The 22,438-nt window shown below is 74.3% G+C and carries 24 protein-coding genes; 16 read left to right on the top strand and 8 right to left on the bottom strand.

Annotated elements, in window-relative coordinates; translation table 11 throughout:
- Window position 1 precedes the first annotated feature (1 nt).
- Window positions 2-763 carry an enoyl-CoA hydratase family protein gene (locus ABT345_RS23265; protein ID WP_345092163.1) on the top strand — a complete coding sequence of 254 codons (762 nt, stop codon included), beginning with the start codon at window positions 2-4 and terminating at the stop codon, window positions 761-763.
- Window positions 764-860: 97 nt separating this feature from the next.
- On the opposite strand, the gene ABT345_RS23270 is transcribed toward ABT345_RS23265, so the two are convergent.
- Window positions 861-1,844: a hypothetical protein gene (locus tag ABT345_RS23270; protein ID WP_345090996.1), complete on the bottom strand. Its 984-nt coding sequence runs from the start codon at window positions 1,842-1,844 to the stop codon at window positions 861-863.
- Between the two features lie 282 nt (window positions 1,845-2,126).
- On the opposite strand from ABT345_RS23270, the gene ABT345_RS23275 reads away from it, so the two are divergent.
- Both ABT345_RS23275 and ABT345_RS23280 read left to right on the top strand, forming a co-directional pair.
- A complete protein-coding gene (locus ABT345_RS23275) occupies window positions 2,127-2,486 on the top strand; it encodes a hypothetical protein (RefSeq protein ID WP_345090999.1) in 360 nt (119 codons plus the stop codon).
- A 31-nt stretch (window positions 2,487-2,517) separates the two neighbouring features.
- Complete coding sequence (locus ABT345_RS23280; RefSeq protein WP_345091001.1) at window positions 2,518-2,733, top strand: hypothetical protein; 216 nt, start codon at window positions 2,518-2,520, stop codon at window positions 2,731-2,733.
- Between the two features lie 124 nt (window positions 2,734-2,857).
- Here ABT345_RS23280 and ABT345_RS23285 read toward each other — a convergent pair whose 3' ends face one another.
- The 3 genes from ABT345_RS23285 to ABT345_RS23295 all read right to left on the bottom strand — a co-directional run bounded on the left by ABT345_RS23285 (window position 2,858) and on the right by ABT345_RS23295 (window position 5,941).
- The gene (locus ABT345_RS23285; protein WP_345091005.1) at window positions 2,858-4,015 is read right to left on the bottom strand and encodes an acetyl-CoA C-acetyltransferase; all 1,158 of its coding nucleotides are present in this window, start codon (window positions 4,013-4,015) and stop codon (window positions 2,858-2,860) included.
- A 23-nt stretch (window positions 4,016-4,038) separates the two neighbouring features.
- Entirely contained in the window at window positions 4,039-4,635 is a 597-nt protein-coding gene (locus tag ABT345_RS23290) for a TetR/AcrR family transcriptional regulator (protein WP_345092166.1), read from the bottom strand.
- 139 nt (window positions 4,636-4,774) lie between these two features.
- Window positions 4,775-5,941 carry an acyl-CoA dehydrogenase family protein gene (locus ABT345_RS23295; protein ID WP_345091007.1) on the bottom strand — a complete coding sequence of 389 codons (1,167 nt, stop codon included), beginning with the start codon at window positions 5,939-5,941 and terminating at the stop codon, window positions 4,775-4,777.
- Window positions 5,942-6,020: 79 nt separating this feature from the next.
- On the opposite strand from ABT345_RS23295, the gene ABT345_RS23300 reads away from it, so the two are divergent.
- The 10 genes from ABT345_RS23300 (at window position 6,021) to ABT345_RS23345 (ending at window position 14,579) form a co-directional block, all read left to right on the top strand.
- The gene (locus ABT345_RS23300; protein WP_345091009.1) at window positions 6,021-6,869 is read left to right on the top strand and encodes an enoyl-CoA hydratase; all 849 of its coding nucleotides are present in this window, start codon (window positions 6,021-6,023) and stop codon (window positions 6,867-6,869) included.
- Window positions 6,869-8,035, top strand: a complete 1,167-nt coding sequence (locus tag ABT345_RS23305) for an acyl-CoA dehydrogenase family protein (RefSeq protein ID WP_345091013.1) — start codon at window positions 6,869-6,871, stop codon at window positions 8,033-8,035. Before ABT345_RS23300 ends, ABT345_RS23305 begins: the two co-directional genes overlap by 1 nt.
- Entirely contained in the window at window positions 8,035-9,036 is a 1,002-nt protein-coding gene (locus tag ABT345_RS23310) for an acyl-CoA dehydrogenase family protein (RefSeq protein WP_345091016.1), read from the top strand. Before ABT345_RS23305 ends, ABT345_RS23310 begins: the two co-directional genes overlap by 1 nt.
- 52 nt (window positions 9,037-9,088) lie before the next feature.
- Entirely contained in the window at window positions 9,089-10,159 is a 1,071-nt protein-coding gene (locus ABT345_RS23315; protein WP_345091018.1) for an acyl-CoA dehydrogenase family protein, read from the top strand.
- Window positions 10,160-10,404: 245 nt separating this feature from the next.
- On the top strand, window positions 10,405-10,725 hold the full coding sequence (locus ABT345_RS23320) for a hypothetical protein (protein WP_345091022.1): 321 nt from the start codon (window positions 10,405-10,407) through the stop codon (window positions 10,723-10,725).
- 299 nt (window positions 10,726-11,024) lie between these two features.
- On the top strand, window positions 11,025-11,348 hold the full coding sequence (locus ABT345_RS23325) for a hypothetical protein (RefSeq protein WP_345091025.1): 324 nt from the start codon (window positions 11,025-11,027) through the stop codon (window positions 11,346-11,348).
- A gap of 191 nt (window positions 11,349-11,539) precedes the next feature.
- Window positions 11,540-12,304: an SDR family oxidoreductase gene (locus ABT345_RS23330; protein WP_345091028.1), complete on the top strand. Its 765-nt coding sequence runs from the start codon at window positions 11,540-11,542 to the stop codon at window positions 12,302-12,304.
- 156 nt (window positions 12,305-12,460) lie between these two features.
- Complete coding sequence (gene dhaK / locus ABT345_RS23335; RefSeq protein WP_345091031.1) at window positions 12,461-13,453, top strand: dihydroxyacetone kinase subunit DhaK; 993 nt, start codon at window positions 12,461-12,463, stop codon at window positions 13,451-13,453.
- 143 nt (window positions 13,454-13,596) lie between these two features.
- The gene (dhaL, locus tag ABT345_RS23340; RefSeq protein WP_345092169.1) at window positions 13,597-14,163 is read left to right on the top strand and encodes a dihydroxyacetone kinase subunit DhaL; all 567 of its coding nucleotides are present in this window, start codon (window positions 13,597-13,599) and stop codon (window positions 14,161-14,163) included.
- Entirely contained in the window at window positions 14,160-14,579 is a 420-nt protein-coding gene (locus ABT345_RS23345; RefSeq protein WP_345091034.1) for a PTS-dependent dihydroxyacetone kinase phosphotransferase subunit DhaM, read from the top strand. The genes dhaL and ABT345_RS23345 overlap by 4 nt, the downstream gene beginning before the upstream one ends.
- Before the next feature lie 72 nt (window positions 14,580-14,651).
- On the opposite strand, the gene ABT345_RS23350 is transcribed toward ABT345_RS23345, so the two are convergent.
- A complete protein-coding gene (locus tag ABT345_RS23350) occupies window positions 14,652-15,770 on the bottom strand; it encodes an alpha/beta fold hydrolase (protein WP_345091037.1) in 1,119 nt (372 codons plus the stop codon).
- A gap of 162 nt (window positions 15,771-15,932) precedes the next feature.
- Here ABT345_RS23350 and ABT345_RS23355 point away from each other — a divergent pair, with 162 nt between their 5' ends.
- The gene (locus ABT345_RS23355) at window positions 15,933-16,673 is read left to right on the top strand and encodes a TetR/AcrR family transcriptional regulator (protein ID WP_345091040.1); all 741 of its coding nucleotides are present in this window, start codon (window positions 15,933-15,935) and stop codon (window positions 16,671-16,673) included.
- Window positions 16,674-16,677: 4 nt separating this feature from the next.
- Here the strand turns inward: ABT345_RS23355 and ABT345_RS23360 are convergent, their stop codons facing one another.
- Window positions 16,678-17,499: an SAM-dependent methyltransferase gene (locus ABT345_RS23360; RefSeq protein ID WP_345091043.1), complete on the bottom strand. Its 822-nt coding sequence runs from the start codon at window positions 17,497-17,499 to the stop codon at window positions 16,678-16,680.
- A 549-nt stretch (window positions 17,500-18,048) separates the two neighbouring features.
- Here ABT345_RS23360 and ABT345_RS23365 point away from each other — a divergent pair.
- On the top strand, window positions 18,049-18,666 hold the full coding sequence (locus ABT345_RS23365) for an RNA polymerase sigma factor (protein ID WP_345091046.1): 618 nt from the start codon (window positions 18,049-18,051) through the stop codon (window positions 18,664-18,666).
- Window positions 18,663-19,412 (top strand): hypothetical protein, encoded by a 750-nt coding sequence (locus ABT345_RS23370; RefSeq protein WP_345091049.1) that lies wholly within the window; start codon window positions 18,663-18,665, stop codon window positions 19,410-19,412. Before ABT345_RS23365 ends, ABT345_RS23370 begins: the two co-directional genes overlap by 4 nt.
- An 84-nt stretch (window positions 19,413-19,496) precedes the next feature.
- Here the strand turns inward: ABT345_RS23370 and amaB are convergent, their stop codons facing one another.
- Window positions 19,497-21,038, bottom strand: a complete 1,542-nt coding sequence (amaB, locus tag ABT345_RS23375; RefSeq protein WP_345091052.1) for an L-piperidine-6-carboxylate dehydrogenase — start codon at window positions 21,036-21,038, stop codon at window positions 19,497-19,499.
- On the bottom strand, window positions 21,035-22,435 hold the full coding sequence (gene hglS / locus ABT345_RS23380; protein ID WP_345091054.1) for a 2-oxoadipate dioxygenase/decarboxylase: 1,401 nt from the start codon (window positions 22,433-22,435) through the stop codon (window positions 21,035-21,037). Before hglS ends, amaB begins: the two co-directional genes overlap by 4 nt.
- Between the last annotated feature and the right edge of the window lie 3 nt (window positions 22,436-22,438).

Below are 22,438 nucleotides of genomic sequence, written 5' to 3' on the forward strand. Positions count from 1 at the left end.
CATGGGTGTCTCCGTCTCCCGTCCCGAAGAGGGCGTCCGCGTCGTCACCGTCGACGTCCCGCCGGTCAACGCCCTTCCCGTGCAGGGCTGGTACGACCTCGCCGACGCGGTGCGCACCGCGGGCGCCGACCCCGGGGCACGCTGCGTGGTCCTGGCCGCCGAGGGACGCGGCTTCAACGCGGGCGTCGACCTCAAGGAGATGCAGCGCACGCCCGGCCACACCGCGCTGATCGGCGCCAACCGCGGCTGCTACGAGGCGTTCGCCGCGGTCTACGACTGCGAGGTGCCGGTGGTCGCCGCGATCCAGGGGTTCTGTCTGGGCGGCGGGGTCGGGCTGGCCGGGAACGCCGATGCGATCGTGGCGAGCGACGACGCGGTGTTCGGCCTGCCGGAGCTGGACCGCGGGGCGCTCGGCGCCGCGACGCACCTCGCCCGGCTGGTCCCGGCGCATCTGATGCGGACGCTGTACTACACCTCCCGCACCGTCACCGCCGAGGAGCTGCGGGCGCACGGCTCGGTGTGGCGGGTGGTGCCGCGGGCGCAGCTGCGGGCGTCCGCACTGGAGTTGGCGCGGGAGATCGCCGCGAAGGACGGTTCGCTGCTGCGGCTGGCGAAGGCGGCGCTCAACGGCATCGACCCGGTCGACGTCCGCCGCAGCTACCGCTTCGAGCAGGGCTTCACCTTCGAGGCCAACCTCAGCGGCGTCGCGGACCGGCACCGGGAGGCGTTCGTGGCGTCGCGGGAGGCGCCGGACCGCCCGTAGGAGCCGCCTTCGGCCGCCACCGTCCCGTACCCAACGGGCGACCGGCGGCGGACGGTCCTTGCCGCAGGAGCGGCACGCCGCCCGGTGCCGCGCCGGGTCAGGCGTTCTGGGCCTGCTGGGCGCGAGCGGCGACCGTCGAGGCCAGCCGCTCGAACTCCGTGCTCCATTCCGGGTCGTCGACCACCGGCGTGTATTCCAGCTTGATGAGGACGGTGCCGACGCGGAGCAGGGCGATGGCCGTCGTCTCGTCGAGACCGGCGTCGTGGTGGGTGAGCGCGATGCGCTGATCGCCGAGCTCCGGGAGGGGGATCTCCCGCGCCTCGTTGGTGCCGGCGACCTTCGACCGGGTTTCCTCGAACCCCTTCGCGGTCAGCTCCGCGCGCGGGCAGGATCCCACCGTGAACCGCGCGTGGACCACCGTTCCCGCACTGGTGCGCCCGTAGGCGGTGTCGAATTTCGCCTCGACCCCCGAGCACCCGTTGCCCTCGTTCGTCCCGGTCCTGAGGGTCCCGGACCGTTCCCAGCCGGACGGCATGCTCGTCAGGTCCGGGACAACCCGCCTGAGCTCGCTGACATTCAGGGCCCGCACGCCCGGGCGGGCGCCGCCGTCCTGCGACGAACCGGGAGAGGCATCGACCACGATCAGCCGCACGCCCCCGTACACGGCCAGCGCGACCAGGGCCACCAGCGAAGCGGCCACCAGCGCGATGACGGCCCGCCCGCCCCGGGTGTTGTTGATGGTCAGCGGGCCGAGGGCGATGGAGCTGCGCGACACCTGGCTGCCGGTGATCAGCAGGCTGCCCGTGGTGTGGGACCCCGGTGCGGTCAGGTGCGCCTGCAGCTGACGGCGCAGCCCCGGGTCCGCCTCGATCTCCTCCTGGATCGCGGAGCGGGCGGAGTCCCGTGCGTCCGGGTCCTCCGGGGCGCGGTGCAGCCCGTCCAGGGCCGTCCGCCCCCGTTCCGTCGAAGCCAGTCGCGCGCGTACGGAATCGGCGACCGCGGCTCCGGCGCTCTGGCCGACCGCGCTCGCCGCTCCGGTCAGGACGGCCACGGCCATGGCCGCGAGTTCGGAACTCTCCATGTTCGCCCCCCGTTTCGGTGCACGGCGCCCACAAGGCTCCGCACCTGAACCCATTATCGCCATGGACGCGACATTCGGCGTGATGCTCGCGCGACTTCCCGGAGCGTGGGCCGGGGCCGCGCCGCCCGGGGCGCGACCCCGGGGCTCCCCGCGGGCGAGCGTCAGCGCCCGCGGCCCGGAACGGCCAGGACGCTCCGGCACATGAGGCCCGAATCCCCGCACACACGAGCGAGACGGAAATCGGCTACCGAACTCGGGCGTTTTGAACTGTACATGTCGGGTATGAACCCTGAAGTCGACCTGAAGTGGGCGAGACGGATCTCGGGCTCACTGGGAGTGGTGAAGACCATGCCAAACGTCAGACACGCCATCGTTCCAACGCAGTTCAGTCAAGCCTCGGGCCAAACCCTCGCGTGGGAGTTCTGGTTCCAGCAGTCACCGCCTCAGCCGGGAGACTGGACCCGCCCGGCCGTGGAGCTCGTTCCGGGCTTCAGCCAGCCCGATGCGCAGCTCTGGTACGTCGGCGAGGCCAACGTGCTGCACGGCAATGGGCAGCCCAGCCCGGTGAGTTGGGTGGTAAGGGTTCAGGCACTCAACGGTGACGCGGTCTTCGCGGCCAGCGTGATCAGCGTGAGCGGATAAGGAAGGGGAAAACGCAGTGCAGCGAGTCCAAGTGGCGTATGCCGCGGACGGAACCATCATCGGGCTGGCGGAGATCGCCGAAATCGGCGACCGTCCTCCGGTCCGCGGTCGCATCCTCCCTGAAGAGGGCCGGAATTTGGCAGAAATGGAAGTCTCTGCCGAATTGCGCGACCTCCCCATCGGCGAGTTGTTGCGGCGGTACCGCATCACCGAGACGTCCGAGGGGCTGGCCTTCATCCCGAAATAGCGTCGCGCCCTGCGACCTTACGGGGGGCGAGAAGGCACCACCGATGATGCCGTGCTGAACGGGCGGCCCCGCGCGGAACCCCACGCGGCGCCTCACCGTGCGAGCCCATCGGCCTCAGCCCCCCTCACAGCCGTTCGATGATCGTCACGTTCGCCTGACCGCCGCCCTCGCACATGGTCTGGAGGCCGAACCGGCCGCCGGTGCGCTCCAGTTCGTGCAGGAGGGTGGTCATCAGCTTGGCGCCGGTGGCGCCGAGGGGGTGGCCCAGGGCGATGGCGCCGCCGTTGACGTTGACCTTCGCCGGGTCGGCGCCGGTCTCGCGCAGCCAGGCGAGGACGACGGAGGCGAACGCCTCGTTGATCTCCACCAGATCGATGTCGTCCATCGTCAGCCCGGCCCTGCGCAGCGCGTACGCGGTGGCCGGGATCGGCGCGGAGAGCATCCGGATCGGGTCCTCGCCGCGTACCGAGAGGTGGTGGACGCGGGCGCGGGGTGTCAGTCCGTGGTCGCGGACGGCGCGTTCGGAGGCGATCAGGAGGGCGGCGGCGCCGTCGGAGATCTGGGAGGCGAGGGCGGCGGTCAGCCGGCCGCCCTCGGTCAGCGGGGTCAGCGCCGCCATCTTGGCGAGGCTCGTGTCACGGCGCGGGCCCTCGTCGGCGGTGACGGCGCCGTACGGCACGCTCTCGCGGGCGAAGCGGCCCTCGTCGAGGGCGCGGGCGGCCCGCCGGTGCGAGCCGAGCGCGAACTCCTCCATCTCCCCGCGGCCGATGTCCCACTGCGCGGCGATGAGTTCGGCGCCGTGGAACTGGTCGACGGGCCGGTCGCCGTACCGCGCGCGCCAGCCCGCCGACCCGGCGTAGGGCCCTTCCGTGAACCCCAGCGGTTCGGCGGCCCGGCGGCTCGCGAACGCGATCGGGATCTGCGACATGCTCTGCACGCCGCCGGCGACGACCAGGTCCTGGGTGCCGGAGAGCACGCCCTGGGCGGCGAAGTGGACGGCCTGCTGGGAGGAGCCGCACTGCCGGTCGACGGTCACGCCCGGCACCTCCTCGGGCAGTCCGGCCGCCAGCCAGCAGGTGCGGGCGATGTCCGCCGCCTGCGGGCCGACGGTGTCCACACAGCCGAACACGACGTCCTCCACCGCCGCCGGGTCCACGCCCGAGCGCGCCATCAGGGCCGTCAGCACATGCGCCCCGAGGTCGGCCGGATGGACGGCGGACAGCCCGCCGCCGCGCCGGCCGACGGGGGTGCGGACCGCTTCGACGAGATACGCCTCGGGCATCGGGACTCCTCAGGGAAGATGCGTCAGGGGGTGCGCTCCCCGAGGGCGATGCCGTCCAGCACCATCGACAGGTACTGCCGGGCGATCTCTTCGGGGCTGTGCAGTCCGCCCGGCCGGTACCACGACGCGGCGACCCAGACGGTGTCGCGGACGAAGCGGTAGGTGAGGCGGATGTCCAGATCGGCGCGGAAGACGCCGTCGGCGACGCCGCGCTCCAGGGTGCCCAGCCACGCCTTCTCGAACTTCCGCTGCGAGTCGGCGAGATAGGTGAAGCGGGGCTGGACGGAGAGGTGGCGGGACTCCTTCTGGTAGATCGCGACCGCCGCGTGGTGCCGGTCGATCTCCCGGAACGACTCGGTGACCAGCGCCTCGATGGTCTCCCGGGGGCCGAGCCCGGCGGCGAGGACGGCGTCGTAGCCCGCCCACAGCTCGTCGAGGAAGGTTGCGAGGATCTCGTCGAGCATCGACTCCTTGGAGTCGAAGTGGTAGTAGAGGCTCCCCGCCAGCATTCCGGCCGCGTCGGCGATCTTGCGGACGGTGGTGGCGTTGTACCCCTGCGCGGCGAACACCTCGGCGGCCACGCCGAGCAGTTCCCGGCGCCGCTCGGGCGAGGGGGTCATCGTCTTCTTCTTGCCGCTGTCGGGCGCATTGCTTTTCGGCACACCGCCATTGTCGTCCCCCGCCCGCCCGGCGACGGGACCGGGCCGGGGCCGGCGGCGCACGGGCCGGGGCGTACGGTGCGGCGCGCGGCGGCGCCCGTCACGGCCGGGCCTCCCGGGGCAGTCCCAGTACCCGCTCGGCGATGATGTTCCGCTGGATCTCGTTGGAGCCGCCGTAGAGCGTGTCGGCGCGGGAGAAGAGGAACAGCCGCTGCCACTCGTCGAGGTCGTACGGCGCCCCGGCGGCGAGGGTGCCGGCGGCGCCGCGGATCTCCATGGCGAGTTCGCCCAGGTCGCGGTGGAAGGTCGCCCAGTAGATCTTGCCGATGGACGCCTCCGGGCCCGGCGCCCCGGCGGCGGCGCCCTCCAGCATCCGCAGGGCGTTGCCGCGGACGGTCTGCAGGGCGATCCAGGAGCGGACGAGCCGGTCGCGGATCAGCGGGTCGCGGGCCGCGCCGTTGCGGACCGCGAGGGCGGCCAGCGCCTCCCATTCGCGGCGGAAGCCGACCTGCTGCCCGAGGGTGGAGACACCGCGTTCGAAGCCGAGGGTGGCCATCGCGACCGCCCAGCCACCGCCCTCCTCGCCGACGAGGTTCCCGGCGTCGGTGCGGGCGCCGTCGAACAGCACCTCGTTGAACTCCGCGGTGCCGGTGAGCTGGGTGATCGGCCGGATCTCCACACCGTCCTGATCCAGCGGCACCAGGAGGTAGGACAGGCCCCGGTGCCGGGACGACCCGGGCTGCGTACGGGCGAGGACGAAGCACCACCGGGACTCGCGGGCCAGTGACGTCCAGATCTTGCGGCCGGTGAGCACCCAGTCGTCGCCGTCGCGTTCGGCGCGGGTGCGGACGGCGGCGAGGTCGGATCCGGCGTCCGGCTCGCTGTAGCCCTGGCACCACAGGTCGCGGACGGCGGCGATGGCCGGGAGGAAGCGGGCGCGCTGGTCCGGGGTGCCGAACGCCATGAGGGTCGGGCCGACCAGCTGTTCGCCGATGTGGCCCACCCGCGCGGGCGCACCGGACTCCGCGTACTCCTCGTGGAAGGCGACCTGCTCCTCCAGGGTGGCGCCGCGGCCGCCGTACTCCTTCGGCCAGCCGACGCAGGTCCATCCGGCGGCGGCCATGTGGCGCTCCCAGGCGAGGCGGCCGGCGAACGCCTCGTGCTCCCGGCCCGGCCCGCCGAGGCCGCGCAGCTCCGCGAACGCGCCGGTGAGCTGCGCCTTCAGCCAGCTCCGCGCCTGCTGCCGGAACTCCTCCACCGCAGTCATCTGCCGGCTCCCCCACGGATCTCGACGGCCACCGGCCGGTACGTTAACCTACCAAACACTTGTTAGGGAAGGAGGGCGGATGTCCACTGCCCCGACGGAGCCGGTCCGCTACGAGACCCGGGGCCCGGTGGCCCTGATCACCATGGACCGCCCCGCCTACCGCAACGCCCAGAACTCCGCGATGACCTACGCGCTGGACCGGGCCTTCTACCGCGCGGCGGCCGACGACGGCGTCAGGGCCGTCGTCCTCGCGGGCGCGGGCAAGCACTTCTCGGCCGGTCACGACATCGGCACCCCCGAGCGCGACGCCCACCTCCCGTTCGACCGCGCGGCCGGACTGTGGTGGGATCACTCGGACAAGCAGGGCGCCGAGAGCCGCTACGCCCGCGAGTCCGAGGTCTACCTCGGCATGTGCCGCCGCTGGCGGGAGCTGCCCAAACCGGTCCTCGCCTGCGTCCAGGGCGCCTGTGTGGCGGGCGGGTTGATGCTGGCCTGGATCTGCGACCTGATCATCGCCGCCGACGACGCGTTCTTCGCCGATCCGGTGGTCCGGATGGGCATCCCCGGCGTCGAGTACTTCGCCCACCCCTGGGTGATGCCGCCGCGGATCGCCAAGGAGTTCCTCTACACCGGCGACCGGATGAGCGCCGCCCGCGCCTACGAGCTGGGCATGGTCAACCGCGTCGTTCCGCGCGAGGAACTCCTCGACCACACCCTGGAGTTGGCGACGAGGATCGCCGGTCAGCCGCGGATGGGCCTGGCGCTGACCAAGCGCGCGGTCAACCAGGCCGAGGACCTCCAGGGCCTGCACACCGGCCTCGACTCCGTCTTCGGCCTGCACCACCTCGCGCATGCGCACAACGCGGAGACCTCGCGGGACGCGCTCGGCGGGATGGACGTCCGGGCCATGAAGGAGGCCGGATCCTGATGGACCTCGACCTCACCGCCGCGCAACGCGCGCTTCGCGACGAGGCCCGCGCCTGGCTCGCCGAGCACGTCCCCGCCGCGCCGCTGCCGTCCCTGGAGACGGCCGACGGGTTCGCCGCCCACCGCGCGTGGGAACGGACGCTGGGCGCCGCCCGCTGGTCGGCGGTGTCCTGGCCCGAGCGGTACGGCGGCCGGGGCGCCGGCATCGCCGAATGGCTGCTCTTCGAGGAGGAGTACCACGCGGCGGGCGCCCCCGGCCGGGTCGCGCAGAACGGCGTGGGCCTCCTCGCCCCCACCCTGCTGGAGCACGGCACCGAGGCCCAGCGCGCGCGGATCCTGCCGCCGATGGCGCGCGGTGAGGTCATCTGGGCGCAGGCGTGGTCGGAGCCGGAGGCCGGATCGGACCTGGCCGCGCTGCGCTCGACGGCGACCCGCACGGACGGCGGCTGGCTGCTCGACGGCCAGAAGACCTGGTCGTCCCGGGCCGCCTTCGCCGACCGCGCCTTCGGCCTCTTCCGCAGCGAGCGCGGCGCGCGCCCGCACCACGGGCTGACGTATCTGATGTTCCCGCTGGACGCGCCCGGGGTGACGGTCCGGCCGATCGGCCGTCTGGACGGCAAGCCCGCCTTCGCCGAACTCTTCCTGGACGGCGTCTTCGTCCCCGACGAGGACGTCATCGGCGCCCCCGGCGACGGCTGGCGCGTCGCCATGTCCACCGCCGGGAACGAACGGGGGCTGACGCTGCGCAGCCCCGGCCGGTTCACCGCGGCCGCCGCGCGGCTGACCGCGCTGTGGCGCGAGCGCGGCGCGCCCGGGGACACGGCGCTGCGCGACCGGGTCGCCGATGCGGTCATCGGCGCCGAGGCGTACCGCCTGTTCACCCACGCGGCCGCCGCCCGGCTCGCCGCCGGGCAGCCGATCGGCGCGGAGGCCAGCTTGAACAAGGTCTTCTGGTCGCAGCTGGATCTCGCGCTGCACGAGACCGCCCTCGATCTGCTCGGCCCGTACGGCGAACTCGCCGACGACGCCGGCGAGGCGCCCGCGCACGGCCGTTGGGCGGACGGCTATGTCTTCGCGCTCGCCGGTCCGCTCTACGCGGGCACCAACGAGATCCAGCGCGACATCATCGCCGAGCGGCTGCTCGGCCTGCCGAAGGGACGGCGCTGATGCGGTTCCTCCTCGACCGTGAGCAGCGGGAGTTCGCCCGGACGCTGGACGCCCTGCTCGGCGCGGCCAACGCCCCCGCGGCCGTACGGGCCTGGGCGGCCGGCGATCCGGGGCCCGGCCGCGCCCTGTGGGAGAAGCTCGCCGACGTCGGGGTGTTCGCCCTGGCCGTTCCCGAGCGGCACGGCGGGCTGGGCCTGCGCCCGGTCGAACTGGCCGTCGCCTTCGTGGAGCTGGGGCGGCACGCGGTGCCCGGGCCGCTGGTGGAGACGGTCGCGGCGGGGGCCCTGCTGACGGAGCCGGACGGTCCGGACGGAGCCGCTTCCGGCGACATCGGCGGCCTCCTCCCCCGGATGGCCACCGGGCGCGCCCTGATCTCCCTCTGCCTGCTGTCCGAGGCGCAGCCGTACGCGCTGGACGCCGACACCGCCGATACGGTGCTGGTCGTCGAGGGGGACGCGCTGCTGCGGGCGGCGTCCGTGGGGCCGGTGCAGCGGTCCGCCGATCCGGCGCGGCGGCTGGCCCGGCCGGGTCCGGGGCCCGTCCTCGCGCGGGGGCCGCGGGTGCGGGCGGCGGCGGACCGGGCGGCCGATGTGGCGGCGCTGGCGACCGCCGCGCAGGCGCTCGGCCTCGGCCGGGCGCTGCTCGACGCGACCGTCCAACACGTCCGCGCCCGGACGCAGTTCGGTGTCCCCGTCGGCTCGTTCCAGGCGGTCAAGCACCGGCTGGCCGACACCCTGCTGGGCCTGGAGTTCGCCGAGCCGCTGGTGTACGCGGCGGCGCTCGCCCTGGCGCGGGGCGCGGCGGGCGACCGCGGCGTGTCCGCGGCGAAAGTCGCGGCGGGTGAGGCGGCGTACGCGGCGGCGCGCACCGCGCTCCAGCTGCACGGCGCCCTCGGCTACACCGAGGAGCCCGATCTGTCCCTGTGGATCCGCAAGGCCCGCGCGCTGCGCGACGCCTGGGGCACCCCCGCGGCCCACCGCGCCCGCGTGCTGGCCCCGTGACGGCCGGCCCGGCCCGGAATCCGGCACCGCGACGGCAGCGAAGGAGTGGACGGTGCGACTGACGGCGGAGCAACGGGAGCTGGGGGCCGCGGTGCGGGCGGTTCTCACCCGGTACGACGGCGCGGACGCCTGGCGGCCGCTGACCGAGCAGATCGGCATCGCGGGGCTCGGCGTCCCCGAGGCGTACGGCGGCACCGGCGGCGGCGCCCGCGAACTCCATGCGGTGCTGACGGAGCTGGGCCGGACGCTGAGCCCGCTGCCGTTCCTCGGCTCCGCGGTCCTGACCACGCAGGCGCTCCTCGCCACCGGGGACGAACACGCCCGCGCCCGGCTGCTGCCCGGCCTCGCGTCCGGTGCGGTGGTGGGCGCCCTGGCCTGGGCGGAAGGCGGCTCGTGGGATCCGGCACGGATCCGGACCGAGGCGGCCGCGGGGCCGGACGGCTCCTGGCGGCTCACCGGCGGGAAGGAGCACGTCCTGGACGGCGCGGATGCCGCGCTGCTGCTGGTCGCGGCGCGCACCGCACACGGCCTCGCGCTCTTCGAGGTCCCCGCCGACGGTCCGCGGCTCCGGCGCGAGGCTCTGGTCCCGGTCGACTCCACGCGGGCCCAGGCCCGGATCGTCCTGGACGGCGCGGAGGGGCGGCTGCTCGGCGCCGACGGCGACGGCGCGCGGGTGCTGGCCCGCGTCCTGGACCTGGCCGTCACCGCACTCGCCGCCGAGCAGACCGGCGCCGCCGCGCACTGCCTGGAGCGGACCGTCGCCTACGCCGGCATGCGCCATCAGTTCGGCCGCCCGATCGGTTCCTTCCAGGCGATCAAGCACCGGCTGGCCGACGCCTACGTCCGGGTCGAGGCCGCCCGCACCGCCGCCCTGGCCGCCGCCTGCGCCGCCGACGACCGCTCCCCGGCCCTGCCGCGCCTGGCCGCCGCCGCCAAGTCCGCCTGTTCGGAGGCGTTCACCGCGGTGGCCGGCGAGATGCTCCAGCTCCACGGTGGTATCGCCCTCACCTGGGAACACGAGGCCCACCGCTACTTCAAGCGCGCCTACGGCTCGGCCCAGCTCCTCGGCTCGGCGGCGTGGCACCGGGGGCGGCTGGCGGCGGAGCTGGGATTGGCGGGGTGAGCCGCGCGGGCTCCCGGGCAACGGTGCGGCCCCCGGTCGGCGTTCCGGCCCTCTCGTCAAGAGCCTTGCTACTCAGCCTCGTTGAGAGATGTGATCCAGCTTGTTGAGGGATTTGGTCCAGGCACGGCCGCACCGCGCCCGCCTAGTGTTCCTGGCGGTCCGCCGCTCCGGTGGCCCCCGCCCCGACAGGGGCCCCGGGGCGGGCGGACCCGTTCACGGCACACCGCCAACGGAAGGTGCATTCCATGCGTGAGTTCAGGCGTCTCCTCGTCTCCGCGGCCGTCGTCGCGGTGGCGACGGCGGGACCGGTCACCGCCGGGGCGGCCTCGGCGAGTGCGGCGCAGCCCGCCGCCCCGGTCGCCGCCGGGAAGATCTCCTGCAACCCCCAGAAGCTGCGGCACAAGGCGGACGAGTACCGGCTCCTGTCCGACAAGGCCGAGGCCCGCGCGCGGCACGAGATGGGTCTCGGCCACAAGAAGAAGGCCGTCGCGTACAAGAAGAAGGCGCGGGCGTACGACAAGAAGGCCAATCTCTACCTCGCGAAGGCGAAGCGCTGCCACGACTGACGGGCGGTGCGCGCGGGCCCGCCGACAGCGGCGGGCCGGGACGGCGGTCCGGGGCCGGTGAGGCCCCGGACCGCCGTTTCCGTGCGGGCGGTCGCCGGTGGCGGGCCGGCCGTCGTTGCCGTGCGGCCGGGTGGGCCGTCAACCCCCTTGCCTGTCCCGCATGTTGGACGTCCGGATCCGGAAGCACCTCCACCCGTCATCCGGCACACGCGTACTCCCCCGCCTCGTTACTGTCGCACCGAAGGGTGGCCGGTTCCGGCGGAACCCTCGCTCCACACCGCCCATGAAAGGTGCGTTCCATGCGTAAGTTCCCGCGTGTTCTCGTCTCCGCGGCCGTCGTCACGATGGCGGCGGCGGCACCGGTCGCCCTCGGCGCCGCCTCGGCGAGCGCGGCCCAGCCCGCCACGGCCGCCGCCTCCGCCACGAAGCTCTCCTGCGACAAGCAGCAGCTGCAGCAGCAGGCCCAGCAGGCCCAGGCCCAGGCCGACCAGGCCGAGGCCAACGCACGGGAGGCCGCGGCCCGCGGCGACAACCAGCGGGCCGACGCGTACATGCAGCAGGCGCGGGCCTACCGCGACCAGGCGACGCAGTACCTCAACCAGGCGGCTCAGTGCTCGAACTGACGGGCGGGTAGGCCCTCGGTCCCGTCGCCACCGGCGGGCCACAGCGGCGGTCCGGGGAACTCCCCGGGCCGCCGTTTCCGTGTACGGGCCGGTGCGGAGCGTTCAAGACCTGTGGCGGCGGGGCCGATGAGGCTGGTGGGACAGGGGTGCGGCCGGGCCGCGCCGTTCGCCAGCACACGCAGGAGGCCGACATGGTCAGCAAGCCGGACACCACGCTCCAGGGGAAGGCCGCCTTCATCGGCGGTGCGTCGCGCAATCTCGGCGGACTGATCGCCGGCACGCTCGGCGCGGAGGGCGCCCGGGTCGCGGTCCACTACAACAGCGACTCCTCCCGGGCCAAGGCCGAGGACGTCGTCGCGCGGATCAACGCCGGGCCGGGTGAGGCGTTCGCGCTCCAGGCGGATCTGACCCGGCCGGCCGAGGTGGCGCGCGCCTTCGACGAGGTCGTCGAGCGCTTCGGGAGGCTCGACATCAGCGTCAACACGGCCGGGATGGTGCTGAAGAAGCCGATGACCGAGATCACGGAGGAGGAGTACGACCGGATGTTCGCGGTCAACTCCAAGGCCGCGTTCTTCGTGATGAAGGAGGCCGCCCGGCGGATCGAGGACGGCGGGAGGATCGTCACGGTCGTCACCTCGCTGCTGGCCGCCTACACCGGGCTGTACTCCTCGTACGCGGGGAGCAAGGCACCCGTGGAGCACTTCGCGCGGGCCCTGTCGAAGGAGCTGTTCGGGCGGAACATCTCGGTCAACAACATCGCGCCGGGGCCGATGGACACGCCGTTCTTCTATCCGGCGGAGGACGACGACTCCGTCGCGTTCCACAAGGCGTCCGCGATGAACGGCGAGCTCACCAGGATCGAGGACATCGTGCCGTGGGTGCGGACGCTGCTGACCGACGGCTGGTGGGCCAACGGCCAGACGCTCTTCCTGAACGGGGGCTACACGACCCGCTGAGACCGGCCGGGCGGGCCGCCGCCACCGCTGGACGATCTTCCGGGACGACGGAATTCCCGCGTCGCTCCACCAATCGGGCCCGGCTCTTCGATACTGGTCGTCCGCCGTCCGGCCGGGCCCGCACGGGGTGGCCGGGATCCATCGCAGGAGGAACCGTTGAAGATGCTCATCAACGTCGCCGAGACCGTCGTGGCGGACGCGCTGCGCGGTATGGCGGCGGCCCATCCCGAGCTGGTCGTGGACGTCGAGAACCGGGTGGTGGTGCGGCGGGACGCGCCGGTGGCCGGGAAGGTCGCGCTGCTCTCCGGCGGCGGCAGCGGGCACGAGCCGCTGCACGGCGGGTTCGTCGGGCCGGGAATGCTGGACGCGGCGTGTCCCGGGGAGGTGTTCACCTCGCCGGTGCCCGACCAGATGGTGCGGGCGGCGGCCGCCGTGGACAGCGGGGCGGGCGTGCTGTTCATCGTCAAGAACTACACCGGTGACGTGCTGAATTTCCGGATGGCGGCGGAGCTGGCCGAGGACGAGGGCGTCACGGTCGCCAGCGTGCTGGTCGACGACGACGTGGCGGTGACCGACTCGACGTTCACCGCGGGCCGCCGCGGCACCGGCGCCACCCTCTTCGTGGAGAAGATCGCCGGGGCGGCGGCCGAGGAGGGCGCGCCGCTGGAGCGGGTCGAGGCGATCGCCCGGCAGGTCGTCGCCGCGTCCCGCAGCTTCGGGGTGGCGCTCGCCCCCTGCACCACCCCGGCCAAGGGCAGTCCGACCTTCGATCTGCCGTCCGGGCAGCTGGAGTTGGGTGTCGGCATCCACGGCGAGCCGGGGCGGGAGCGGCGCGCGATGATGACGTCCCGGGAGATCGCCGAGGTCACGGTGGACGCGGTCCTGGACGACCTGCAGCCGGAGTTGCCGGTGCTGGTGCTGGTCAACGGCGCGGGGGCGACGCCGCTGCTGGAGCTGTACGGCTTCGCGGCCGAGGTGCACCGGCGGCTCGCCGACCGCGAGGTGGCGGTGGCCCGGACGCTCGTCGGCAATTACGTGACCTCGCTGGACATGGCGGGCGCCTCGGTGACGCTCTGTCAGGTGGACGGGGAGCTGCTGCGGCTGTGGGACGCGCCGGTGCAGACCGCGGGGCTGCGGTGGGGCCGCTGAGCCGCACCGGCAGCGCCGCCCGGCGCCCGGGGGACGCCCGGGTGCCCGTATCGTCCGCACCACCCGCACCATCCGCAGCGCCACGAGCAGAGGAGAGTCACGTGTCCGAAACGGCCCTGGATGCCGCGTTCTTCGTCCGGTGGATGACGGCGGTCGCCGCCGCCGTCGACCGGGAGGCCGATCACCTCACCGACCTGGACTCCGCGATCGGCGACGCCGACCACGGCAGCAACCTCAAGCGCGGTTTCACCGCCGTCCGCACCACCTTGGAGAAGGAGCCGCCCGCGACGCCCGGCGCCGTCCTCGTCACGGCGGGAAAGACGCTGGTCTCCACCGTCGGCGGCGCATCCGGCCCGCTCTACGGCACGCTGCTGCGGCGCACCGGCAAGACGCTGGGCGACGCGGAGCAGGTCGGCACGGAGCAGCTGCGGGACGGGCTGCGCGCCGGGGTGGACGCGGTCGGGCAGCTCGGCAGTTCGGCGCCGGGCGACAAGACGATGCTGGACGCGCTGGACCCGGCGGTGACCGCGCTGGCGGACGGCTTCGCGGCGGCGGCCGAGGCGGCCGAGGGCGGCGCGCGGGCGACCGTACCGCTCCAGGCGCGCAAGGGGCGCGCCAGTTATCTCGGGGAGCGCAGCATCGGGCACGAGGATCCCGGTGCGGCGTCGTCGGCGCTGCTGTTCGCGACGCTCGCGGAGGTGGCGCGATGACGGAGCGGACGGCGGTGGCCGGGACGGTCGGCATCGTGCTGGTGTCGCACAGCGGTCCGGTGGCGGAGTCGGTGGCGGCGCTCGCCGTCGGGCTGGCGGGCGGGGCGAAGGCGCCGGTGGCCGCGGCGGGCGGCACCCCGGACGGCGGGCTGGGCACCAGCGCGGAGCTGATCGCCGAGGCGGCCCGGTCGGTGGACGGCGGGGCGGGCGTCGCGCTGCTGGTCGATCTGGGCAGCGCGGTGCTGACCGTGAAGTCGATGCTGGCCGAGGGCGACGAACTGCCCGAGGAGGCGCGGCTGGTGGACGCGCCGTTCCTGGAGGGCGCGGTGGCCGCCGTGGTCACCGCGTCGACCGGCGCCGACCTCCCGGCGGTGGCGGCCGCGGCCGGGGAGGCGTACGGGTACCGGAAGGCATAAGAAGGTCCCGGCGGCCGCCGATCCGGGCGGCCGCCGGGCTCCGGCCGGGAGCTCGGGCGCCTCGCGCCGGTGTCACGCCCTCTGCCGGGCGCCGTCGAGCGTGGGCAGGACGCGGGTCAGCAGGAAGTCGAGGAAGAGGCCGGGCCGCCGGTAGGCGGCGAAGTGGCCGGCGTCCTCGATCAGGGCGAACTCCTTGACGGGGGCCCGGACGTCGTCGAAGAAGGCACGGGCCCGGGCCGGGGTGTTCACCAGGTCGCAGGCGCCCTGGACGACGAAGAACGGGACGTCGAAGGCGGTGCCGTCCGCCCGGTCGTCGAAGGCGGCGGTGTCCGGCAGCACGGCCGAGGAGACCTGGAAGCTCCTGAAGAAGGTGCCGATCTCGCGCAACGAGTGCCGCGGCGAGTACCACAGCGACTTCAGCACCACCGACTTCATCGCGGCGAAGGTGTGCGGATCGGTGGCGGAGGCGGCGCGGTGGAAGTGGCCGAACTGCTCGGCGCTCCAGGCCCGCGGGTCCGGCCCCATCGCCCGTACGGCGGCGAGCTGCCTCCGTTTGCCCGCCCGCGCCAGCCGGTCCAGGACGGCGGCGTGGTCGGAGAGGTCCCGGCCGCCGTCGAAGATCTTCTGGTCGGTCCCGACGTACGCGCCGACGAGGTCGGGGCGGCTGCGCGCCAGGCGCAGCGCGAGGGCGCTGCCGAAGGAGCAGCCCAGCAGGACGACGCGCCGCACCCCGAGGCGCGCCCGCACATGCTCCACCACCTCCACCGCGTCCCGCAGCAGCCGCGCGAACGTCACCTCTCCCTGACCGTCCGCGCCGGAGCGGCGCAAGGTCTTGCCGGTGCCGCGCATGTCCCAGCGCACCAGGGTGACGTGCCGCTCCCAGTCCCGGGAGACGTGGGCGAGGGCCGAGTGGGAGGCGCCGGGACCGCCGTGCAGCTCCACCACGACGGGGTTGGCGCGGTCCTCACCGCGGACGGAGAGCCACTGGTCGAGCCCGCCGATGCGGGCGAAGTACCGCTCGTCGACGCCGTGGCTGGTGGTGATGCGCAGCCGGCGGGCGTTGCCGGCGCGGACGACGGCGCGGTGGGCGAGGAGACCGGCCGCCGGAGCGGCGACGCCGGCGCCGAGAGCTGCGGTGATCATCGTGCCGAGCATGGAGACCTCCGGGAGCGGACGGGCGGGGAACGCCACCCAAGAACTGTGTACGTACTACACCGTTAATTGCTGTGTACCTTATACACAGTTAATGGGCGGGAGGCAACGCCCCGGCGTCGTCCGATGGCCATGACTTCCGCCGTTGCCGTCCGCCGCCGTCGTCGTCCGACGGTCCGACCAGGGAAGGGAGGCCGGTCCGTGCCGGCGAGCAGGGAGAGCAAGCGGGATCCGGGGGCCAGCCTCGCGTTGCTGTGGGGCGAGGCCGACGGCCGTCCGCGGCGGGGGCCGAAGCCGAAGTTCACGCCCGTCCAGGTGGCGCGCAGCGGCATCGAGATCGCCGACGCCGAAGGGCTCGCGGCCCTCTCCATGCAGCGGGTGGCCGAGATGCTCGGGGTCACCACGATGGCCCTCTACCGCTACGTCCCCGGCAAACCCGACCTCATCGACCTGATGGTCGACACGGCGCTCGACTCCCCGCCCGACCTCGGCCATCTGCCGGACGGCTGGCGCCCCCGCCTCGACGCCTGGGCCCGCGCCTGCCGGCGCGTCTACCGCGCCCACCCCTGGCTCCTGGCCGCGACCGGCCTCCGGCGGCAGGCCATGGGACCGCACCAGGTGGCCTGGCTGGACGCGGCGCTGGCCGCCCTCGAACCGACCGGGCTCGACGCCCGCCGCCGTCACGACGCGGTCATCCTCGTCCTGAGCCTGGTACGCAACCTCACCCAGCAGACGCTCGACAGCGACGAGCGGGGCGACCGGGAGTGGGACCGCCTCACCACCCGTCAACTCGCCCTGCACGCCGACCGGTTCCCCGCCGTCACCCGCGCCGTCGCCGAGGGCGCCTTCGCGCCCGCCGGGGACGACCCGCTCGACTTCGGTCTCACCTGCGTACTCGACGGCATCCAGGGGCTCGTGGAATCCGCAGGGCAGCGGTCTTAGGACCTCACGGCTTGCGGGCGATGGCCGCGTAGCAGGCCGCCTCCGCGTCGGTGACGTGGGTGGCGTCCTCGGGGCGGTCGGGGCGCCACTGGTGGGAGAGGGTGATGCCGGGATCCAGGATTTCCCAGCCGTCGAAGAAGCGGGCGAACTCCGCACGGGAGCGGAACTGCAGGGCGGTCCCGGCGGCGGCGTAGATGTCGACGATGCCCCCCATCGCCTCGGGCGCGAAGTCCGGCGTGGCATGGGTCATGGCGAGGGTGGAGCCGCTGGGCACCGCGGCCTTGAGGGCCTCGACGATGGCGTGCGCGCGGCCCTCGCCGTCGTCGGTGACGAAGTGCATCAGGGCGTTCAGGCTGAGGCCCACCGGCCGGGTGAGGTCCAGCGCCGCCAGGAGTTGGGGGGCGGCCATGATGCCGCCGGGGTCGTGGGCGTCGGCCTGGACGTAGGCGGTGCGGCCCTCGGGGGTGCTCTGCAGCAGCGCGGCGGCGTGGGCGAGGACGATCGGGTCGTTGTCGGTGTAGACGACGCGGGCGTCGGGCGCCACGGACTGCGCGATCTCGTGGAGGTTGGGCGAGGTGGGGATGCCGGTGCCTATGTCGAGGAACTGGCGGATGCCCGATTCGGCGAGGAAGCGGGTGGCGCGGTGCATGAACTCGCGGTTGATGCGGGCGGCGACCAGCGCGCCGGGGAAGACACCGAGGACCTTGCCGGCCGCCATCCGATCGGCCAGGAAATTGGTCTTGCCGCCGAGGAAGTAGTCGTAGATACGGGCCGAATGGGCCCGGTCCAGCTGCAGGTCCACCCCTGACGCGGTGTGGTCGCTCATCGTGTCCAGCCTCCCCTGTCCGGCGGACCGCCGACCGGCGGCCATGATCGATTGTGGCACCGCCCCGCGGCCCCGTCACGGGCCGCACCGCGGCACCGGGGCGGGCGGGGCGCACGCCGGGGCGGACGGCGTGCGCGGGGCGCGTACGGAGGCCCCTTACCCGTGCCCCCCGGTTGCGTGCGGTCATATGAATACCCGGCGGCGGAATTCTTCGCCCCCGTGCCACAAATGGGTGCACTTTCCTGTTCATTGGAAGGGAGGACAACCGTCCTCCCGCCGCTCCCCCGACGTCTGACGCACCGGGACCGGCGGTGCACGGCGAACGGAACGAGGACGGCTCGTGAGCGCATACCGGCACCGGCTCCCGCCCGCATCCACGGGGGCGCACGCCCACCCGGCGGCGGCGCGGCGGACGACCACCAGGGCCCGGCAACCACCGGCCGCCGCCCGCCCGGCACTCCCCGCGCGCCCCTCTTTCCCCACCGGCGTGCGCGGGGCGTGTTCGGGCGCCCGGGAGCGATGTACCGGGCGCGCACACGAGGGGCGTACATGAGCCGGTACGCCGACCCGAGCACCCTCGGGACCACGGGAGCGGAGCCGGAGACGGACGGTGACGCGGAGACGGAGACGGACCGTCAGCTGTCGCTCTCCTTCGAGGCGTTCCACACCACCCATGCGCGCAAGTGGCTCAAGTACGCGTATCTGCACACCGGGGGACGCGACGCGGCCGTCGAGGTGACCCGCGGCGCCTTCCGCCGGCTGGCCGCCGTGTGGCCGCACGCGCTGCGGCAGGCGTCGGTGGAGGCGTTCGCCTGGGCGCTCCTCAAGGAGTGCGTCGTGGAGTGGCTCTACGACCACCGCAAGCCCACCGCGCTCACCGAGACCGCGGCCTTCGCGGTGGTCACCAAGGCGCTGCTGCGGGAGTTCCAGGCGCAGTTCGCGTTATTGGAGAGCCAGTTGGGGCTGTACGCGGCGATCGCCCGGCTGCCGGAGCGGCAGTGCGACGTGATCGTGCTGCGCCATGTGATCGGGTACGGCGACGCGCAGATCGCGGCGCTGCTCGGCGTCGACGAGGCCACCGTCCGCTCGCACGCCAGCCGGGGCCGGCGCAGGCTCGCCACGGCGCTCGGAATGGATCAGGCAGACACGAGGGGGAACCAGCCATGACATCCGTCCACGGAACCGGCCGGCGCGACACCGTCGAGGCGCTGCTCGACGCCGCCGCGGCGGTCGCCGACATCGATGACCTGGAGGCTTTCGGGGAGCTTGACGACCGCGGCGTCCTCGACGGCTTCGGGCTGCTGGACGGCGACGGCCCGGCGGCGGGCCCGGGCCCCGGCGGGCCCGCGGCGGACCGGCCCGAGCGGGGCGCGCCCAGCGCTTATCCCAGTGCCCGGGACGAGGCGACGCACGAGCTGGAGCTGGCCTGTGCGCTGGTGGTGAACGCGGCCGCGGCGGCGGCCAGTCTGGAGCGGCTGGTCGACGAGCACCGCATCGATCCGGAGGGCGCGCTGGTCTTCGCCTGTCTGCTGCATATCACGGGGCGCAGCGAGGCGGCGCACTTCTGGTGGCACTTCGGCGCCGGGGCGGGCAGCCGGACCGCGGCGTACTGCCTCTATCTGGCGCACCGCCGCAACGGCGACTTCCGGGACGCGGCGTACTGGCGGGAGCAGGCGGCGCACTCCCCGGACGAGGAGCGGCGGCAGATCCCGGCGTTCGACACCCGGCAGCTGCTGCCGGACGCCGCCCGTCACAACCTTCTGGTGCAGTGGCACAGCGGGCTCGCGCCGACGTTGCCGCCCGCGCTGGAGGGCGTGATCAGCCGGCTGACGGTGGACGGCGAGGACGAGGACTTCGGGGAGATCCCGCGGCCCTCGCCGACGCTGGTCCGGGATCTGGGCGGGGCCCGCTGACCGGACCGCTCCCGGGCCCGGGCCCGGTCGCCGCGGCCCGTCCGCAGTGCGACGCGGGGCCCGGCGGGCCCGGGAGCGGTGGCGTCACAGGAAGGTGACGCCCTGGGCGAGCGGGAGCGCGTCGGAGAAGTTGACGGTGTTGGTGGCGCGGCGCATGTAGCCGCGCCAGGCGTCGGAGCCCGATTCGCGGCCGCCGCCGGTCTCCTTCTCCCCGCCGAACGCGCCGCCGACCTCGGCGCCCGAGGTGCCGATGTTGACGTTGGTGATGCCGCAGTCGGAGCCGTCGGCGGCGAGGAAGCGTTCGGCCTCCCGCTGGTCGCGGGTGAAGATGCTCGCCGAAAGGCCCTGCGGGACGGCGTTGTTGAGGGCGATTGCCTCGTCCAGGGTGCGGTAGGTGAGCGCGTAGAGGATCGGGGCGAAGGTCTCGGTGCGGACGACGGCGGTCTGCCGGTCCATCCGGACCAGCGCCGGGCGGACGTAGGCCGCGTCCGGTGCCTCGTCGGTCAGGCATGCCTCGCCGCCGGCGAGGACGGTGCCGCCGTCGCGGCGCGCGGTGGCCAGCGCCTCGTGCATGGCGTCGCGGGCGGCGCGGTGGACGAGCGGGCCGACGAGGGTGGTGCCGGCGAACGGGTCGCCGACGGCCAGGCCGCGGTACGTGTCGGCGATGCGCGGCAGCAGGCGGTCGGCGACGTCCTCGTGGACGATCAGGCGGCGCAGGGTGGTGCAGCGCTGGCCGGCGGTGCCGGCGGCGGCGAAGACGATGCCGCGGACGGCGAGGTCGAGATCGGCGGAGGGGGCGACGACGGCGGCGTTGTTGCCGCCCAGCTCCAGCAGGGTGCGGCCGAAGCGGGCGGCGACGCGGGGCGCGACGGCGCGGCCCATCCGCACCGAGCCGGTCGCGCTGAGCAGCGCCACGCGGGGGTCGTCGGCGAGGAGCGCGCCGAGGCCGGGGCCGCCGAGCAGCAGGTGGTGCAGGCCGTCCGGCGCGTCGGTGTCGGCGGCCGCCCGCGCCAGCAGGGCGGTGCAGGCGAGGGCGGTGAGCGGGGTGAGTTCGGACGGTTTCCAGACGACCGGGTCGCCGCAGACGAGGGCGAGCGCGACGTTCCAGGACCAGACGGCGACGGGGAAGTTGAAGGCGGTGATCACACCGGCGACGCCGAGCGGGTGCCAGGTCTCGGCGAGGCGGTGGCCGGGGCGTTCGCCGGCGATGGTGCGGCCGTAGAGCTGGCGGGAGAGGCCCACCGCGAAGTCGCAGATGTCGGTCATCTCGCGGACCTCGCCCAGCGCCTCCGAGCGGATCTTGCCCGCCTCGATGGTCACCAGGTCGGCGAGGTCGTCCTGGTGGGCCTCGATCAGCGCGCCGAGCCGTTTGACGAGCGCGCCGCGGCGGGGCGCGGGGACGGTCCGCCAAGCGTGGAAGGCGCGGGTGGCGGCGGCGAGCGCGGCCTCGGCCTCGTCGGCCGAGGTGGCCGGCAGCGTCCCGAGGAGGCCGCCGGTCAGCGGCGTACGGGAGGGGAGCGCGGCGCCGGACGGGGCGGCGGCCGGGTCGAGGGCGGTGGTGGCGCCGCAGCGGGCGAGGGCGGCGGCCGCCCGGTCGCGGAGGGTGTCGGTGGTGGGGTGGCTCATGCGGACTCCTCGGGGGTCGGGTCGAGGCCCAGGGCGCGGCGGGCCTGTTGCAGCGTGCCGAGGCTGCGGTCGGCGTAGCGGGCGAACGGGTCGTGGACGGGGCGGTCGAGGGCGGCGGCGAGGCGGTCGGCGTCGTAGGGGGCGGCGGTGCGGTCGGCGGTGCGGGTGGTGTCGCGGGTGAGGTTGGAGCGGAAGATCCCGGCGGCGGAGCGCGGCAGGAAGTCCTCGTAGACGATCGGACGGGCGGTCAGCCAGCCCTGGTCGAGGAGGGCGGCGAGGGTGTCGGGCGGGCGGCGGCCGTCGCGGGGGCGGGTGAGGGCGGGGGCGTAGGTGAAGAACGCGAGGCCTTCGGCGGCCAGTTGGCGTTCGGTGCGGGGGAAGCCGGCCTCCCAGACGGCGCGGGCGGTGGCGGCGTGCTCCGCCGCGGTGGTGCCGGAGCCGGCCGTGCGCCGGTCGGTCTCGGCGGTGAGGGCGTCGTAGCGGGCACGGCCGGTGCGGGTGAGGGCGATGCCGCGGGCCTCGACCTCGCCGAAGCGGACGCGCAGGGTGCCGTCGGTGACGCGGCCGTCGGCCTCGCGGAAGGCGCGGGGTTCGGCGAGCGCCCGGAACGACGTCTGGCGCAACAGGACGTCGGGGCCGTCCCAGCGGGGCGGGCCCTGGATGCGGTCGATCATGGTGATGCCGTGGTCGGTCATCCGCCGGTAGAGGGCGTCGATGTCCAAGACGCGCGGGGTGAGGTGGTTCAGGTGGGTGGTGGTGACCCCGCCGATGTCCGCGGCGACCGCGCTGACCTGGGACAACTCCTCGTACCAGGCGCGGTCCACGGGTTCGGTGGAGAGGGCGAACGCCTCGGTGGCGAGGGTCAGGAAGCGGTCGGCGTCCGCGTCGGGCAGGCCGCCTGTGTCCTCGGCGCGGGCGGCCAGGGTGAGGAGTTCGGGCGGGAAGAGGGTGCGGCGGCCGAGGAAGGCGGCCAGGCGGCGGGCGAGGGAGTCGTCGAAGAAGCGGCGGTCGTCGGGGGTGAGCAGGGAGGTGAAGACGCGGAACGGGTTGCGCTCCAGCTCCTCGGCGTCGAGGGGGCGGAAGGCGGTGGAGACGACGGGGACGGCGCCGGGCCCGTCGCGCAGGTCGTAGAAGCCGACGGGGTGCATGCCGAGCGCGGCGAAGACCGCGCCCGCCTGGCGCAGTTCGTCCGGGGTGCCGACGCGGATCGCGCCGTGCCGTTCGGCGGTGACGCGGTCGAGTCCGCCGAGGTGTCCGGGGTGTCCGTCGCGGCGCACGGTCTCCTCGTTGATCTGCGCGGTCACGTCGAGGAGCGTGGTGTAGGCGGGGACCTCCGCGCCGTACACGGCGGACAGGCGGCGGGCGAAGGCGGCGCGCAGCCGCCAGGTGGGGACCATACG

It is taken from the genome of Streptomyces sp. NPDC000404 (assembly GCF_040300365.1).
GTDB lineage: Bacteria > Actinomycetota > Actinomycetes > Streptomycetales > Streptomycetaceae > Streptomyces > Streptomyces ramulosus.